This window comes from Vibrio sp. C8, assembly GCF_054051265.1.
Window position 1 is genome coordinate 1 of sequence record NZ_JBPAOE010000005.1, and the last position, 16,483, is coordinate 16,483.

General features: G+C 41.6%; 13 protein-coding genes and 2 tRNA genes. 9 read left to right on the top strand and 6 right to left on the bottom strand.

The features are described 5' to 3' along the window. Positions 1–134: 134 nt before the first annotated feature. On the bottom strand, positions 135–569 hold the full coding sequence (flgP, locus tag ACRQQK_RS03010; protein ID WP_457510003.1) for a flagellar assembly lipoprotein FlgP: 435 nt from the start codon (positions 567–569) through the stop codon (positions 135–137). A gap of 9 nt (positions 570–578) precedes the next feature. Further along, positions 579–1,214, bottom strand: coding sequence for a FlgO family outer membrane protein (locus ACRQQK_RS03015; protein ID WP_457510004.1), 636 nt, complete (start codon positions 1,212–1,214; stop codon positions 579–581). A gap of 162 nt (positions 1,215–1,376) precedes the next feature. On the opposite strand from ACRQQK_RS03015, the gene ACRQQK_RS03020 reads away from it, so the two are divergent. Both ACRQQK_RS03020 and ACRQQK_RS03025 read left to right on the top strand, forming a co-directional pair. Continuing rightward, on the top strand, positions 1,377–2,510 hold the full coding sequence (locus ACRQQK_RS03020; protein ID WP_457510005.1) for a flagellar assembly protein FlgT: 1,134 nt from the start codon (positions 1,377–1,379) through the stop codon (positions 2,508–2,510). A 53-nt stretch (positions 2,511–2,563) separates the two neighbouring features. Continuing rightward, positions 2,564–2,640: transfer RNA gene (locus ACRQQK_RS03025), tRNA-Arg, on the top strand. 141 nt (positions 2,641–2,781) lie between these two features. Here ACRQQK_RS03025 and ACRQQK_RS03030 read toward each other — a convergent pair. Then, positions 2,782–4,257: an EAL domain-containing protein gene (locus tag ACRQQK_RS03030; RefSeq protein ID WP_457510006.1), complete on the bottom strand. Its 1,476-nt coding sequence runs from the start codon at positions 4,255–4,257 to the stop codon at positions 2,782–2,784. Between the two features lie 776 nt (positions 4,258–5,033). Between ACRQQK_RS03030 and ACRQQK_RS03035 the strand changes: the two genes are divergently transcribed. Continuing rightward, on the top strand, positions 5,034–5,564 hold the full coding sequence (locus tag ACRQQK_RS03035) for a GNAT family N-acetyltransferase (protein WP_457510007.1): 531 nt from the start codon (positions 5,034–5,036) through the stop codon (positions 5,562–5,564). A gap of 84 nt (positions 5,565–5,648) precedes the next feature. Here ACRQQK_RS03035 and ACRQQK_RS03040 read toward each other — a convergent pair whose 3' ends face one another. Next, a complete protein-coding gene (locus ACRQQK_RS03040; RefSeq protein WP_457510008.1) occupies positions 5,649–7,184 on the bottom strand; it encodes a methyl-accepting chemotaxis protein in 1,536 nt (511 codons plus the stop codon). A 523-nt stretch (positions 7,185–7,707) separates the two neighbouring features. On the opposite strand from ACRQQK_RS03040, the gene ACRQQK_RS03045 reads away from it, so the two are divergent. Continuing rightward, a complete protein-coding gene (locus ACRQQK_RS03045) occupies positions 7,708–8,214 on the top strand; it encodes a Fe3+-citrate ABC transporter substrate-binding protein (RefSeq protein WP_457510009.1) in 507 nt (168 codons plus the stop codon). A 110-nt stretch (positions 8,215–8,324) separates the two neighbouring features. Here the strand turns inward: ACRQQK_RS03045 and gltX are convergent, their stop codons facing one another. Continuing rightward, on the bottom strand, positions 8,325–9,752 hold the full coding sequence (gene gltX, locus ACRQQK_RS03050; protein WP_042480045.1) for a glutamate--tRNA ligase: 1,428 nt from the start codon (positions 9,750–9,752) through the stop codon (positions 8,325–8,327). A 191-nt stretch (positions 9,753–9,943) separates the two neighbouring features. On the opposite strand from gltX, the gene ACRQQK_RS03055 reads away from it, so the two are divergent. Together ACRQQK_RS03055 and ACRQQK_RS03060 are read left to right on the top strand one after the other, a co-directional pair. Then, positions 9,944–12,715, top strand: a complete 2,772-nt coding sequence (locus ACRQQK_RS03055) for a heavy metal translocating P-type ATPase (protein WP_457510010.1) — start codon at positions 9,944–9,946, stop codon at positions 12,713–12,715. A 136-nt stretch (positions 12,716–12,851) separates the two neighbouring features. Continuing rightward, positions 12,852–13,724, top strand: coding sequence for a TraB/GumN family protein (locus ACRQQK_RS03060; protein WP_457510011.1), 873 nt, complete (start codon positions 12,852–12,854; stop codon positions 13,722–13,724). Positions 13,725–13,913: 189 nt separating this feature from the next. Here the strand turns inward: ACRQQK_RS03060 and ACRQQK_RS03065 are convergent. Beyond that, a tRNA-Pro gene (locus ACRQQK_RS03065) sits at positions 13,914–13,990 on the bottom strand. 252 nt (positions 13,991–14,242) lie between these two features. Here ACRQQK_RS03065 and ACRQQK_RS03070 point away from each other — a divergent pair. From ACRQQK_RS03070 to rluF, 3 genes are all read left to right on the top strand, one after another. Next, positions 14,243–14,383 carry a DUF3149 domain-containing protein gene (locus tag ACRQQK_RS03070; RefSeq protein WP_457510012.1) on the top strand — a complete coding sequence of 47 codons (141 nt, stop codon included), beginning with the start codon at positions 14,243–14,245 and terminating at the stop codon, positions 14,381–14,383. Between the two features lie 267 nt (positions 14,384–14,650). Then, positions 14,651–15,247, top strand: coding sequence for a DNA endonuclease SmrA (gene smrA / locus ACRQQK_RS03075; RefSeq protein WP_457510013.1), 597 nt, complete (start codon positions 14,651–14,653; stop codon positions 15,245–15,247). Between the two features lie 151 nt (positions 15,248–15,398). Continuing rightward, positions 15,399–16,448, top strand: a complete 1,050-nt coding sequence (gene rluF, locus ACRQQK_RS03080) for a 23S rRNA pseudouridine(2604) synthase RluF (protein WP_457510014.1) — start codon at positions 15,399–15,401, stop codon at positions 16,446–16,448. Positions 16,449–16,483 lie beyond the last annotated feature (35 nt).

A 16,483-nucleotide genomic window follows, 5' to 3' on the forward strand; every position in this document is an offset into this window, starting at 1 on the left:
CTTAAAATACAAAACGCCCGATGAAGTACACCGAGCGTTTTAACTAAAATGTGTCAACCCATATCAGGACGGGTCACCGATTTTAAGTATCTGGAGAGTGATAATTAAAACTACAATAGATAGAACCGAGATAGTTAGAACAGTGTTTGCTGACGTTTTTCAGGCACCTGCTGAACTTCACCATAATCTCGAAGCATGTTCATCTTATTAATGTCTAGACGTAATTCCGTTACATAGCTGTCGCCAACTTTATAGCTACGAACCACTTCTGCGCCACGAATAACACCATCAACTTCACCGCTGGTACGTTCAGTACCAAGACGTTGATCGCTTAGCTCAGAACGGCCGCTAACACGCATGCCATACACTTGTTCAGCCAACTCTCGGTAAGCATCAATTTTTGAAGCTCGCATCGCTCTAACTCGTTTCTCTTCAACATCACGCCCTTTCTGCTCACTGATACTCGCGTATCCCACCGCAGTTAACCAATCATCGGCTCTTGTTGTTTGAAGAGGCTGGCATCCCATCATTACAAACGCTGTCACTAGGACCAATAACCATTGTTTCATCATAAACTCCTATGGGCGCAGAATGACGGTGTAAGGTTGCTTCATCGTTGGATCAGAACGAATGAGAACACCATCTTGAGTACGCATACTGTTCAAAGTATCTAGATCTCTACCGATGCGATCAGCAGGTAGGAAACCTTGCGCAGTCGCCACAACAATACGAGATTGCAAACCAACAACTCGAGCGTTGACAATAACCCCGCCATCTTGACGAAGCATAGTACCTGTTAGCACGTATTGGATTTCTTGCTCTTGAGCCAAGTCTTTCCAGTCACGGCTAAAGGCGAAATCACCTTGCTGCGTTACTTGAATCGTACCTGTGGTTTTATAGTCAACAACTTTGAAACCACGGCGCTGAAACTGGTAAATAAAACCTTCAGATACCGAATTACCTAACCAGTTAGTCGTATCCATATTTTGCAGATCAACAAACGAAGTAACAGCAATGGAATTACGAGAAGTAATGCTCGTATTCGATATCATTAAATCTTCAGTCATACTTTCTACGAAAAAATCCAATGTATGCCTTGGACTTTCCATCAACATAAATTGTGAGCCCGTGTACGGTTCTTTACCGTTATAAATCGGGGCATAGGCACAAGCAGTTAAAAAAACTGCTGGCACTAAAGGAAGCCATTTTCTCATTCTCTTCATCTCCAGATATACTAAGGCATCGGTTCCATTTCACTCTCACTGATGAAACTGGAACACTCTTTGCTTTTCTAAATTCGTCTACTATTCAGAAACGCTATACCTACATCAGCTACGAATTAAGAAGCAAAATTTATACCTAACTGGTAATTCATAATGAAAAAAATTATTTATTGTTTAATTTCAATGCTTTCAGCAACACTCAGCGTACCAAGAGCTTATGCAGAATGGTATGAAGTGACAGGTACTGCCGCTGTTGTTTCGACAGAAAGTGCCGCCAGACTCCACGCATTAGAAAACGCCATTTATAAGGCGGTAAAATTTGCCGGGGCAGATATTGGCAGTATCAGCAACTTAATGCCGCTATTAGAATCGGAACGTACCGAATACCAGTTTTCAAACCACGAAGTCCGTTACATTCTGGTTGAAGAGACGATTTCCAGAAGTGATGTAATGAGTATTCGTGCTCGTATTGATATTTATCCTTCGGCAACTGGTTGCCAGCAAAACCAATATAAAAAGACCTTCTTAGTCGGCAATATTGATTTAGCATCACCTCAACAAGCGGTCATGGGTCAGATTTATAGTCTGGGTGATGATTTTGCTGAAGTGGTAAACCGCCAAATCGGTCAGGAGTCAGGAAGTTTTGTCTCTGTGGGTACCACCAACTATGATATCAACGCCCGTAATCCTGAACGAATAAAAATGATTGCTCAAGATACCGGCGCACAATACATCATTGGGGGTGTAATTACTGACCTTACGGCGACTATCGAGCAGAAGTTACTACAAGATGATGTCATTAACCGTCAGTTCGCTTTAGAGATGAAAGTGTTCGATGGCAAAACTGGCAGTGAAGTCTTTAAACATAACTATCGTGAAGTCGCCCGTTGGCCTTTTGCGAAAACCAGCCAAATTGATACACGAAGCGCACGCTTCTGGGCTTCTACTTATGGCGATATGTTACTTAGAGTAAGCCGAAATATTATGTTGGACTTAGAGTCTGAAATTTCGTGCAAGATTACGCTTCCTGAAGTTGTTGCCAAATTTGGCAACACACTAACCATGGATTTAGGCAGAATTCACGGCGTTCAAGAAGGCGATAAACTGCAACTGTGGCACACCGGTGCATTCATTGACCAAAAAGGATTACCACGTAATAAAGTCACCCAAAGTGATATCACTCTAACGGTGTCTCGTGTTTATGAAAACGATGCTGAATTGATGATTGATCAGCCAGAGCTACTATCGAGTGTGCAAATTGGCGACGTTATGCACAAACAGAATTAAAAGTGTTTATCAGTGGTTAACTTATTCAAATAATTGAGTAATATAAGAGCCCTGCTCCCGTGGCACAGCTGGATAGCGCGGCCCCCTCCTAAGGGGCAGGTCTCAGGTTCGAATCCTGTCGGGAGCGCCAAATAAAACAACGCCTTAGCTAACATTTAAGCTAAGGCGTTTTTGTTTATGTCCACATATTGAGCTCGTTTATTACCAATTAGTTTCTCATTACGGCAGCATTGAACTGTATTCGTTATCTCTAACAACTGATTAGATGATGTTATGAAAAATATTTTTCAATAAATTCTTCTATTGGCATTGGTTTATCAAAATAAAAACCTTGATACTGACCAATTTCTCGTCCATGTAAGTAGTTGAACTGTTCTTGAGTCTCTACTCCTTCAGCAAGCAGTTCAATATTTGTAGTCTTAGCCAAATTAATAATTGCATCAAGTACATGAGTACTCTCTCCATTCGAGATTGTATTAATGAAAGCACGATCTATTTTAATAATATCTACTTTTGTATTTATCAAATATTTTAAAGAACAGTGGCCAATACCAAAATCGTCAAGTGCTATTACAACATTCTTATCTTTTAGCCTGCTGATATATGAAGTAAAGACCTCATTTTCAAATTCTTGGCGTTCAGTAATTTCTAAAGCTATTTTAACTTTGTGAAATAACTCTTTCTGGATTTTCAATACATCTTCATACAATCGATTCGAATCAAATTGTATCGCACAAACATTGAATCCTAAATGAAAGTCGTTATTTCTCAAATATTCAACATTACGCAAGTGCAATGAACACTTGTTCATAAGAATCCTGGTTATGTCTTTTATTTTTCCATTTGCTTCAACTTCATGTATGAAATCACTGGGTGGAATTATACCTTTGGTAGGATGGAGCCAACGAACAAGTACCTCAGCCCCAGTCAGTGTTCCATTAATGTCGAACACTGGTTGAAGATAAGGATGAAACTGAGAGCGTTTAATTGCTTTATCTATAGACCAGTAGCTTGCTTTAAACTTATCAAAAATTGGTGAACTTCTATTGACTACAACCAGATAAGCTACAGTCCAAAAAACAACAATGAAGCCATGGTTCATGAAGAAGTAAGCCAAGAATGAATATAACTTCAGATTAAAATCGACTTTGTATAAATCACCTGTTGGCAAAAGATTGCTTCGACCAACTGATCCTCCTTTGTATAACGATGCATTTTCAAGTTTGATAAACACATCATACTCAGAATAATCGTCCATCAGCTCAGTTAATGCCTCTGGATAAAAAGCAAAGTAAGTAGCATAGGTTGGTGTATAAGAAATCTTGAGTAAGATAGCTCCGGCATCTTTTGGCACCAGAGAACCAGTATAGGGCGCTCTTGGAAGGTAAAACAGTCTGATTCTACCGGATACTTCTGTTTGAGTGGGGACATCTATTCCGTTTAGGGACACTACGGAAGAACAGCTAATTGTATTCTTATCAGTAACACCGATACTTCTAATATCCCTATTGAATAGCAACAGCTCTGTATTTTTCTGCAAAAAAGCAGCGCAGTCTTTCAATGGGATGTCTTGACTAATTTGTTCTTGATAGTACTTAATATTTTCGTCGACGATACTTCGCAGCTCAGTAGACACTTTTCCAGCAACTTCTTGAGAGTCGAAGTAGTACTTCGCAAATGACAAGAGCGTTATTAATGACAAGCCTGCAATGTAAATGTAGTTCTTTGTTGATCTCTTAAGCTTCATCTTAACTCTCAATCTGCCTTCAAATTACTAAAAGCAATTAACTCAAATAAGGCAGGCTCATCCATAAGTACAATCCCACTTCCTTAATTAGAATCCCACTATATACCTAGAAGATAATCACACTTTTCCTATGCAACAAAAGTACGGGATACAAAAACGCGTGATTTTTAATCAAAACACAAATGCAATGCAAGCAATAATTCTCATTTTTGATAAAAACATGCACTAAGTATAATTATGCCAAGAATATTACTGATAATTGGATCAATAGCACATTAATCAGTATTGTTTATTAACAGATTGGAAAAAGATTTAGTTAAATGTGATTGAACGCACTTACTAAGCGAAACAGAACGCAACTTTGCATAGAAAGTCTGCAAAGTTGCATTTTTTGAAAAGAATGAGCTCAAAAAATAATAAGTAGTGATTCAGGTCTGAGTAGATAGGTTCAAAGCAAAATCAATGTCCACATTTTGTCCACAAACATCAATTTTCAGCATATCCAACCACAACACAATTAACATATCACACTGAATTTATTAATAAATCTTACTTATCATTTTTTAACATTTTTAATTTCCGTCCCTCCTAAGGGACAGGTCTCAAGTTCGAATCCTGTCGGTAGCGCCAACTTTACAGAGACTTAGTGGGATATCTCGCTAAGTCTTTCTTATCCGATTAATCTCTATAGCTATAATTTAAAAACGTTGCCATTGCTTAAAATTTCTTTGTTTATATGATGACGGAATACAAGCAACATCAAAGGAATAATAACAATGAGTAAGGACGAGGCAGAACATCTTCGCATTTCACTCCGTGGTCTAGACATCACTATCAGACCAATTACCCCTGAAGACAATGATGCTATTGCTGACGTCATTCGTAACAGCTTCATAGATAATAAAATTGACCATCTAGAAGGCGTAAGCCTACATGACCCAGCTTTAGCCAGCCTGAGTACCGCTTACACCCTTGATAAATCCGGTTACTGGGTAGCAACGCTTAATGGTCAAGTTGTTGGTGGAGTAGGCGTTGCACAGCTATTAGGGGCTGGTGAAGAGTATGGCGAAATGCAAAAGCTGTACTTGGATAAATCCGTGCTCGGTATTGGTCTTGGACGGTGTTTAATTGATTTATCGATAAAGAAAGCGAGAGAGTTTGGGTACAGTTTCTTATATTTGGAAACACTGGAAGAGTTGAGCTCCGCGGTTTCTTTATACGAGCAATTTGGTTTCGAACATATAGAGGGAAGTATCGGTAATACAGGGCACGGCAGTTGCGAAATTTGTATGCTTAAAACGCTTTAACTTGTCAGAACTTTTTGTTTAGAGACAAAAGACTAACCTAGCGCCGTTAGTCTTTTGTATTTGTAAGATTGATAAGAGTTATAGCTATCGAAAGTTAGTACTTAACGCATTAATATTGTTAGCACTTAAATGTGCTTCACAAGCATTCTCACTAGCCTGACCAACTAGTGACACATTCTTGTTAGATACGGTTTGAATGTGATGAACGTTTTGACTTATCTCAGAGGTCACTGCGCTTTGTTCTTCCATCGCAGTAGCAATCTGAATAGATTTATCCTCAAGTAACGACATCATATCAATGACACTGGACATGATATCCTCAACAGTATGAGCCTCACTATTACAACTTTGTGACTTATCTTGATTAGTCATCATCGACTTTTGCCACGTCTGCATTGAGCTTTGAAGATTGGTTACTGAACTCTGAATATTCTGTGTCGCAATCTGCGTTCTGCCCGCGAGTGTGCGAACTTCATCAGCAACAACAGCAAAGCCTCGACCTTGTTCGCCAGCCCTTGCCGCCTCAATTGCCGCGTTTAATGCCAACAAGTTAGTTTGATCAGCAATACCCTGAATTTCTGCCATTACACCTGAAATTTTGTTGGTATCTTCTACTAACTGAAGCAAACTTTGAGCGGCAGCTCCAATATCGTCGGACAACTCGTTTAGGTTTTTTCCATTTCTAGAGAGTGTTTCAGCGGCGTTACTGCACTTAGATTTCACTTCTCTGACGAATTCTCGAGTATCTAAAGTGGCGTTATTTACCTCTTGTATTGATGCATTCATTTGGGTAGCCGCTGTTGAAAGCTGCTCCAAAAGTTCACTCTCCGCTTTCAAGCTTTCTAAGGACGACTCGCTGGTAGATTTTAACTGCTCAGAAATGCCCACTAATGCCTTACCTGAATCCGAGCTTCTTCCCAAGATTGTTCTAATTTTGGCTAATTGAATATCGACGTTATAGGCCACTTTGCCACTTAATCCTGTACCGCAAAAAACGACTCTGGAAGGGCTGTTTACCGTATCAGATTGTTTTTGCATCAAAGCAGGTAATTTGAAAATTTCGTCAAAAAACAAACCACTGAAAATAACGAGTGATGCCAAAATTAATGCAAACATCGTCAATCCTGCTATCCAATAAGCGCTGCCCAACAAAGCTATTGCGACTATCGCAGCGGCGATTCTCTGAAATAAAATATGTTCTGTGACTGGGAAGGGTTTCTTTCCATTATTAATACGCTTATATAACTGCTCCGCAGAGGCAATATCTTTGCGTGACGGACAATGTCTGACAGACTGGTAGCCAATGATTTTGTCTTTGTCGTAGATGGGTGTTACGAATGCATCAACCCAGTAGTAGTCTCCATTCTTACAACGGTTTTTGACCATCCCTCGCCAACTGTTGCCTTTTTTTAGCTGCCCCCACATATCTGCAAAAGCCGCTTTAGGCATGTCAGGATGTCGAACAATGTTGTGAGGTTTGCCAATCAGTTCTTGAGCGGTAAAACCCGCCACACGGCAGAACTCATCATTAGCATAAGTGATGATACTGTTTGTATCCGTTGTTGAGACCAAAAACTCCGATTGGGAGAAGGTCACTTCTTTTCCTTTATGAGTAGACATAGCCAATTGCGTCCTTACTTGCTCATTTTTATTATTAAAATAGATATATAAAATTGTATATTTCTTGCTCTAGAGCCCAACAAACAAAGGTTAATGACAAGACACACAATATTAACAATATAGTTACGAGAAGGTATTCGGTATGGCAAATATGGCAAAATGTGACAAACATTCACCTCGGTGCATAGCTGTTACATTATCTACATTCCATCAGATCGCATATTGAACAACATGGTTAATTAGCCATCTATGAAAACTCTTTCGAGATAAACGTGTAAATGTTTATCTCGCAGAATCTTTACTCAATTTTGATATAAAAAATTAACATTCAACTAGACTGTTTATTCTCGTTATTCGGGATTTCATCTAAAATTACTATTAACAAAAATATTTATAACCCCAAGGCACTTGCTGCTTTGGGTGGTTGGTAGAGTCATCTAACTTACGGCACGTCTAAGTTCTGGAATTAGGAGAGAAGCCCGCCACCTAAAAACCATCAAGTTGTAAGGGAAACCGCTAGCCTATGAAAAAAAGTAACCTTGAAACCAATACAGGCCACCGATTTATCTCTAAAGCTAAAACGGCTTACAAAATTCATATTCACACTCCCGATGACAGCGTTCTGCACAGATCGGTCGGTTACATACGTCTAGGAGAAACAAAAGGACTTAAAAAGGCGATTAAGCTGAGAAACGAATTAGGCACAGAGATGTGGGGTAAGCATTGGCGACGCATATTGAAAGATCCTTATCTGATGACCCGTTTACCTCATAGCTTAGAGCCTAAGATCATCTATAAGCCTCGCCCAACAAGCGATAATCCGGATAGTCGAGATGCTTGCTATATTGCCGCTTGGCGCGATTACGACAATAAAGGCAAATGCACCTTTAGGAGTGTGGTTTGCTCTATCAATAAACACGGCAAACTCGCCGCTTATACCAAAACGAAAAAAGCGCTATTGGAAGCCCATAAAGACTGTTTGGATATTCTTATTTATATGGGACGTTTGAGCAGTATTGATTTGAAATAATCTCGTTTAAACAGAGAAATCCAGAGCCATTTCAACAGTTTCCCGAACACCAGATAACAAAAAAGCTGTGGTTGTTACACCACAGCTTTTTTCGTCACTCAATAAATAGCTTATTGTGCGTTAGCTTCACGCTCTTCGATAAACGCTAGAGCCATCTTGATACGTGCAATAACACGCTCTTGACCAATTAGCTGCATTACCGCGTCTACAGAAGGTGATTGACCGCCACCAGTGACTGCTACGCGTAGAGGCATACCGATTTTGCCCATACCGATTTCAAGTTCTGCACATACTTGTTCAATCACTTGGTGCAGTGCTTCAGTTGTCCACTCAGTCAAAGCTTCAAGTTTGCTTAGCGCAAGCGCTAGAGGCTCTTTTGCTACACCTCGCAGGTGCTTTTTAGCTGCGCCTTCTTCAAACTCAGAGAAATCTTCATAGAAGTAACGAGACTGCTGAGCAAGCTCAACAAGTGTATGGCAACGCTCACCAACAAGACTCACGATCTCTGCTAATGCTGGACCGTTGTCTTTGTTGATACCTTGGTTGTCAAAGTGCCATTCTAGGTGCTTCGCCACATACTCAGGATCAGAAGACTTGATGTAGTGATTGTTCAACCAAAGTAATTTGTCAGTATTAAACGCTGATGCAGATTTAGAAATCGCATTCAGGCTAAACAAGTTAATCATTTCTTCTTGAGTAAAGATCTCTTGGTCGCCATGACCCCAACCTAAACGAACTAGGTAGTTGATCAACGCTTCTGGCAAATAACCTTCATCACGATATTGCATTACAGATACCGCGCCATGACGTTTAGACAGCTTAGCGCCATCGTCGCCTAGGATCATTGCACAGTGCGCAAACGTTGGAACTTTAGCGCCAATCGCTTCGTAAATGTTAATTTGACGAGGCGTGTTGTTGATGTGGTCTTCACCGCGAATAACGTGAGTAATACCCATATCAATATCGTCAACCACAACACAGAAGTTGTAAGTTGGAGAACCATCAGTACGGCGGATAATCAGATCATCAAGTTGGTCGTTGCGAATTTCGATACGGCCACGGATTTGGTCATCAAATACTACGCTGCCTTCTTTTGGGTTACGGAAACGAATAACGCAAGGATCACCCTCTTTCGCTGCTTCATTCACCGCTTTGATTTTAGGGTGGTTCGCATCGTAACGAGCCATCTCTTTATTGGCTTCTTGCTCAGCACGGATCTCGTCGAGAAGCTCTTTAGACGCATAACATTTGTAAGCTTTGTCTTGAGCTAGAAGCTGATCGACCACTTCGTTATAACGATCAAAACGTTTTGTTTGGTAGTAAGGACCTTCATCCCATTCCAAACCTAACCAACTCATACCTTCAAGAATCGCATCTACTGCCGCTTGAGTAGAACGTTCAAGGTCAGTGTCTTCGATACGTAGAACAAATTCACCACCTTGGCTTTTTGCGTATAACCAAGAGTAAAGTGCTGTACGTGCACCACCAACGTGAAGATAGCCCGTAGGACTTGGGGCAAAACGAGTTTTAACCGTCATTTGACTTCCTTAGATATAAAAACAACAGCGGCACATTAAGCCACTGCGACTGAAAGGATAAAATTTGGCGCCATTTTACCATTGATGACTAATTCCACAATGGAAGATTAAATCATATTCCATAACACCGCTTGACCTTACCTTTAGGTTAAGGTTTATGCTTTTCTTACTGTCGATTGGAGGAAGAGAAAATGGGCCATTACGCATTACCTTTATCAGGCTTGAATTGCATGGGTTGCGCTCGAAAAGTTGAACGTCAACTCAACACTGAATTCACGGTTGAAATCCAAACCCTATCACCCACTTTTATAGAATTGGATGTCAACTCTCCGCTCGAAAAGGTCATCGACAGTATCGAATCGCTGGGCTATCACGCAGGCAACACCCTGCAATTTAGTCTGCAAGGACTAAACTGCGGCAATTGTGTAAACAAACTCACTAAACATTTGCAGGCCTTTGACGATATAGCTCGTCTGAATGTTTCCAAAGAATCTCTAACACTGATTACTTCAAGCTCACACGAAGAAATTATTAACCGAGTGGCAGAGGTTGGTTACCAAGCGACTCTTATCAACACCCCTCAAGTTGATGAAGAAGAACAAATTAAAGCAGCCGTTGCTGAGCCAGCTCAAAAAGAGAAAGTTGCAGAGCCGAAAGTCGCCACTGAAGAACCAACATCGGCTGACCCCGAATCGGCAGAGCTAACGCCAACGCAAGCTGATGATTTAGTAAATACTCACTTACTGATTAAAGGTATGACGTGTGCCAGCTGTGTTTCATCTGTAGAGAAATCTCTGCTTTCAGTTTCAGGAGTAGAAAAAGCGCAGGTCAATTTGGCTGAACAAAGTGCTCTCGTCATTTCAAATCAAGATGTCACATCGGCATTGGTGGCAGCGGTAAGCCAAGCAGGATATCAGGCTGAATGGGCCGGTGACCCAACCGAGCAACAAAAGAAACAACAACTCCATTTAGATAATATCCAGAAAGAACATAAACGTAATGCGTTTCTTGGTTTAGTCATGGGTGTGCCTTTAATGGCATGGGGTGTATTGGGTGGCAACATGATGATCCAAACCACCAGCGACCAAATGGCTTGGGGTGTAGTTGGATTACTGTGCCTTGCACTTTTATCTACCGCAGGGAAAGGATTTTTCACCAGCGCTTGGCAAGCGTTCACTCACCGCCGTGCCACTATGGATACACTCGTTGCCTTGGGCACAGGTGCAGCTTGGTTCTATTCAACACTGGTTGTCATTGCGCCAAACTGGTTCCCAGATAATGCTCGTCACGTTTATTTTGAAGCGACAGCAATGATCATCGGTTTGATTTCTCTCGGTCACTACATCGAAGCCAAAGCCAAAGCCAAGACGACGCAATCACTGCAAGCTCTAATCAATTTACAACCACAACAAGCCACTTTGGTTGTGACCAATAACGGAGAGACAACAGAGCAAACTATTGCTATCGCAGATATCAAACAAGGGATGACTTTACGCGTAAAACCGGGTGAACAATCTCCGGTAGATGGTGTGGTATTAGAAGGCAGCTCTTACGTTGATGAATCCATGCTAACCGGCGAACCGATCCCTGTACATAAATCGGCTTCAAGTCATGTCTCTGCAGGCACCATCAATCAGGATGGTAGCTTATTAATTGAAGCTACAGGTATTGGTTCGCAAACCATGCTATCACGCATTATCAAGATGGTTCGTCAGGCTCAAAGCAGCAAACCAGCCATCGCAAAAATGGCTGACCAGATTTCGGCGGTATTTGTTCCGACCGTAGTGTTAATCGCTATTTTTTCTGCGCTAATCTGGTATTGGTTTGGCCCTGAACCGAAAGCCAGTTATATGTTGGTTATTGCAACCACAGTACTGATTATTGCTTGTCCTTGTGCGCTTGGTCTGGCAACACCTTTGTCTGTAACAGTGGGTGTGGGTAAAGCGGCTGAAATGGGAATCTTGATTCGAGATGCCAACGTTTTGCAATCTGCCAGCAAAATCAATACGGTGGTGTTTGATAAAACAGGCACTCTTACTCAAGGCAGACCGAGCGTTCAACAGCTTGTGGCTTTTAATACAGACCAACAACAGGTGTTGAGTTTAGCTTACGCCTTGGAATTACAGTCAGAACATCCTTTAGCTAAAGCGGTGTGTCTGTATGCCAAAGAAAATGAAATCACGGCAGCTACGATTGAAAACTTCGTTAACTCTCGCGGTCAAGGTATACAAGCAGATTATCAAGGCCAAACGGTACATATTGGTTCAGTCGGTTACTTCCAGTCTTTAGCAATCGACCTAACAGAAGCACAGCAAACGCTTGATTATTTCTCATCAAACGCTTGGACACCGGTTGCCATTGCTCTCGACAAACAACTGATTGGTCTGTTTGCGATAGCTGACCCTGTAAAGGAAAATGCGTCACAAGCAATTCAAGCTCTTAACGAGATGGGAATTCATACCGTGATGCTGACAGGTGATAATCAAAGCGTAGCGAATTCTATCGCCAGCGAGCTGGGCATAAGCCAAGTCATTGCGCAGGTACTGCCTGACCAAAAAGCTCAGCATATTGAAGAGCTACAAAAACAAGACCGTATTGTTGCTATGGTTGGTGATGGCATTAATGACGCACCAGCCCTTGCTCAAGCTGATATTGGTATCGCAATGGGCAGCGGCAGTGATGTGGCAATAGAAAGCGCGCAAATGACACTGTTAAACTCATCACCGTTGTCTGTAGTCAGTGCTATCGAACTGTCACAAGCGACAATTAAGAACATGAAGCAAAACCTGTTTGGCGCGTTCATTTACAACACCTTTGGTATTCCGATCGCCGCAGGTGTGCTCTATCCGGCATTTGGATTTTTACTCAGTCCAGTAGTAGCTGGCGCAGCAATGGCGCTGTCATCCATTACCGTTGTGAGCAATGCCAACCGACTACGACTAGTCAAAACACGCTTTCATTAGTCGAATGATCTTAAACATAGCGGGGGGAGACCGAAGGTATCATCAACGATTAAATAGAGCGTTCTGAGTACAACTAAGCTAATCTCTTCTAAAGTAAGGTGTTTATCCTAGTTTTAGTATTGGTATAGGGAACTGCATGTCTGGCATTACTCAAACACTCCGTTGGTTGCTACCTTTATTTGTCTTTTCTGCTCAAGCAGAACCTTTGTACTGGAACGCAACAAACGGCAAAATAAACCTCACCATTATTGGTTCGGTACATGTCGGGGAACCATCCATGTTCCCCTTACCTGATGATATTTACCAAGCGCTCAATAACAGTGACGGTCTGATTGTTGAATCAGATACAACCCAACAACAGAAAATCGTCTATCCCACAACTTCCAAACAGGCAGAGCAAGTACTTTCCCAAGAACAATTATTCAACCTTGATCAAATCGCCTCTGAGTTTGGGTTGAATGTTGAGCAATTCCATACACTTCCGCCATGGAGTGCCGCTTTATCACTTCAATTCTTACAATTGCAAAAGCTCGGCTATGAAACAAAAGATGGCGTTGACCTTCATCTGATGCAAAAGGCAACAGAAACTAAGGTTCCACTGATACCTTTAGAAACAATGCAGTTCCAAATTGATCTGTTAACCCGTCAACCAGAAGACGGTAAAGAACTGTTAGTTAGTATTATCGATGAGTGGGAAAGCAATGAAGCCATGACTCACTGCATGATCGAAAGTTGGAAAGCTGGCGATAGACTGAACCTTGAAAAGATGATGCATCTGACTGAGATGTCGCCAGAAATGGAGCTAGCTTTTGTAATTGACCGTAACCAAGATTGGGCCAATAAGATAAGTTCAGACAAGTTCTTACCTAAACCGAAAGGTCAATACGTCATGATTGTTGGCGCACTTCACTTAATCGGTCAGCAGAGTTTTATTGAACTACTGGAAAAGAAAGGTTTCAAAATCACACAGAAGAACCGAAGCCAAAAAGCAAACTGCGAGTTCTTTTAACCCCACTCTGTTCAACATGATTATTGATATCCCAAAACGACAAAAGCCCAGCATTTCTGCTGAGCTTTCTAAATGTGCTCGGTGAAGAGCCGAATTCTGAACATCAGGCGAACCCCACTCTGTTCGAATCCTTAAACAACCTGAAACGAAAAAGGCTCCAGTCTTTCGACTAGAGCCTTTTTCTAAATATGGTCGGTGAAGAGGGATTCGAACCCCCGACCCTCTGGTCCCAAACCAGATGCGCTACCAAGCTGCGCTATTCACCGAGATTGTTCCGTTCATTGGGAACGGATGCGTATATTACGGATTCTGTTTCGTTACGCAAGTCATTTAATTAACTTTTTCTTAAATTCAGTTCGTTCGCTCAAAAAGCACTCAACAAATTATAAAATGTGACCAAATACACAGCTAAAGAAACATTCACACAACCTATCAATCACAATTGATCCAGATCAGTGTCGGTTTTTTATCCAGAATTTAACTTATGCAGTGTCTCAAGCACTTCTAGAGGAAATACTATGGACTTATGGCTAGATCTCCTGTTCGGTAATGCAGTTGGGTTATCTTCAATGCTGGTTATATTCGGCACTATAGGGCTGATGCTATTTTATGGCAGCTATTTCATCTACAAAGTGCTGAACGACAAATCTCCTCACTAGATCGCTTAGCATCTATTTTTAAATAGAATCACGCTTTGCACCGGAGTTGATCGCTTGTCTGCTCCGGTTTTTTATTGCCCGCTATTTTACTTCTAATCGAAGTAGCTATTTTGTTAGTTTAATTATTCGCTAGCTAGTTCCTTGGTTAGATCAGTTAGTCCCCGCCTTCTAATCACAAACTCACTTTGACTACACAAACAGAACAGGTTGCTTGAGCAGTCTCGATTGTTATACTTCCGACATCCGTGATTAATTCGAGATGGCACTATGTCTAACGATGACTTCGAGTCTCAAGATGATTTCGAACTATTTCATCAAATGATGGGTGATGTAAGACCGATCAAGCAAGATACTGCTGAACTTAGTAAGTCTTATCAGGTTACAGAGGCTCAACTCGCTAAACGAGAAGCCGCCATTACCCATTCAGAAAATGACCCTGATTATCTTTCTATCGACCATGCTCCAATGCTAAAACCAGATGACCACGTTGAGTTTAAGCGTAATGGCGTTCAGGACGGGGTCTACAAAAAAATGCGCTTGGGTAAGTACCCGATTCAGGCTCGCCTTGATTTACACCGCAAAACACTCAAACAAGCGCGTGACGAGGTGGTAGCCTTCGTTAATCAATGCATGCGAATGGATGTCAGAACCGTGATTATCGTGCATGGCAAAGGAGAACGTTCTAATCCTCCCGCATTGATGAAAAGTTTTGTCGCACACTGGTTAACTCAGATGAAAGAAGTGCAATGCATTCATAGCGCACAACGCTTCCACGGCGGCACGGGGGCTCTTTACGTATTGTTTAAGAAAAGTGTAGATAAGAAAAACGAAAACAGAGAGCGCCACCAGAAACGGCTTGGCTAAGCATAGATACCTGTTAGAATGCGCCCTCGCCAAATTTTGAACACTTTAATTATTTCGAAAGCATTCTTGATTTCGAAAACATTATTTATTTTGAAAACATTACTATCATCGTTTTCAAGAAAAGCCGTTGTGAAACGTTACAGGAGACAACATGTCACAATCTGAAGGCAAACGCCTAAACAAATACATTAGTGAAACTGGTTATTGCTCTCGTCGCGAAGCCGATAAGCTCATTGACCAAGGTCGAGTCACCATCAATGGTAAAGTGCCTGAGATGGGTACCAAAGTCACCGATGATGATGAAGTGCTGATTGACGGTAAGTCACTTCGCACCAAAGAAAAACCTATCTATATCGCACTCAACAAACCTACTGGTATCACTTGTACGACTGAACGAGATGTTCCGGGGAATATTGTCGATTTTATCGGCCATAAGAGCCGTATTTTCCCTATCGGCCGCTTAGATAAACCTTCAGATGGCTTGATTTTCCTGACTAACGATGGCGACATCGTTAACAAGATCCTGCGCGCGGGCAATAACCACGAAAAAGAGTACGTGGTTCGTGTCGATAAGCCAATCACACCGGATTTTATTAAGCAGATGTCTTCTGGCGTCAGAATTCTCGATACGGTGACCTTGCCATGTAAAGTGGAAATGGAGACCAAATTTTCATTTCGTATCGTTCTGACCCAAGGTCTCAATCGTCAAATTCGCCGTATGTGTGAAGCTCTAGGGTATGAAGTATTTAAACTGCGTCGTGTTCGTATTATGAATATTTCTTTGGATGGTATTCCAAACGGGAAATGGCGCTATCTTACCGACGCTGAAGTGGCAGAGATTTTGGCTATGTGTGAGGGTTCTACTGGTACTGAAGAAGCATCAAAAGTTGACGCGAAAGGACACAGTATACGCAAAGCGACAGATGCAAAATTGTTCGATAGCCGAGAAGAAAACCGAGAATCAAAAGCTCGCAGAAACCAGAGTTCTAGCTCTTTCAAAGATAAAACATATCAAGGTCACAATGCAGATACCTTCCGCCATGCGCCAAACTCAAAGAAAGGCAAAGCGAGAAGTGACAACCAAGGCAGAGCTCAGCAAGGTAAACCTCAACATAGCAAACCGAATCAGCAAATTGCGAGAGGCAACAATAAGCCATCAAACACACCTAGAGTCGGTGGAACCTTAGGTTTAAAGAAGTAAGACTTTCAGTAAAAACAGAAAAGGGAGCCTAAGCT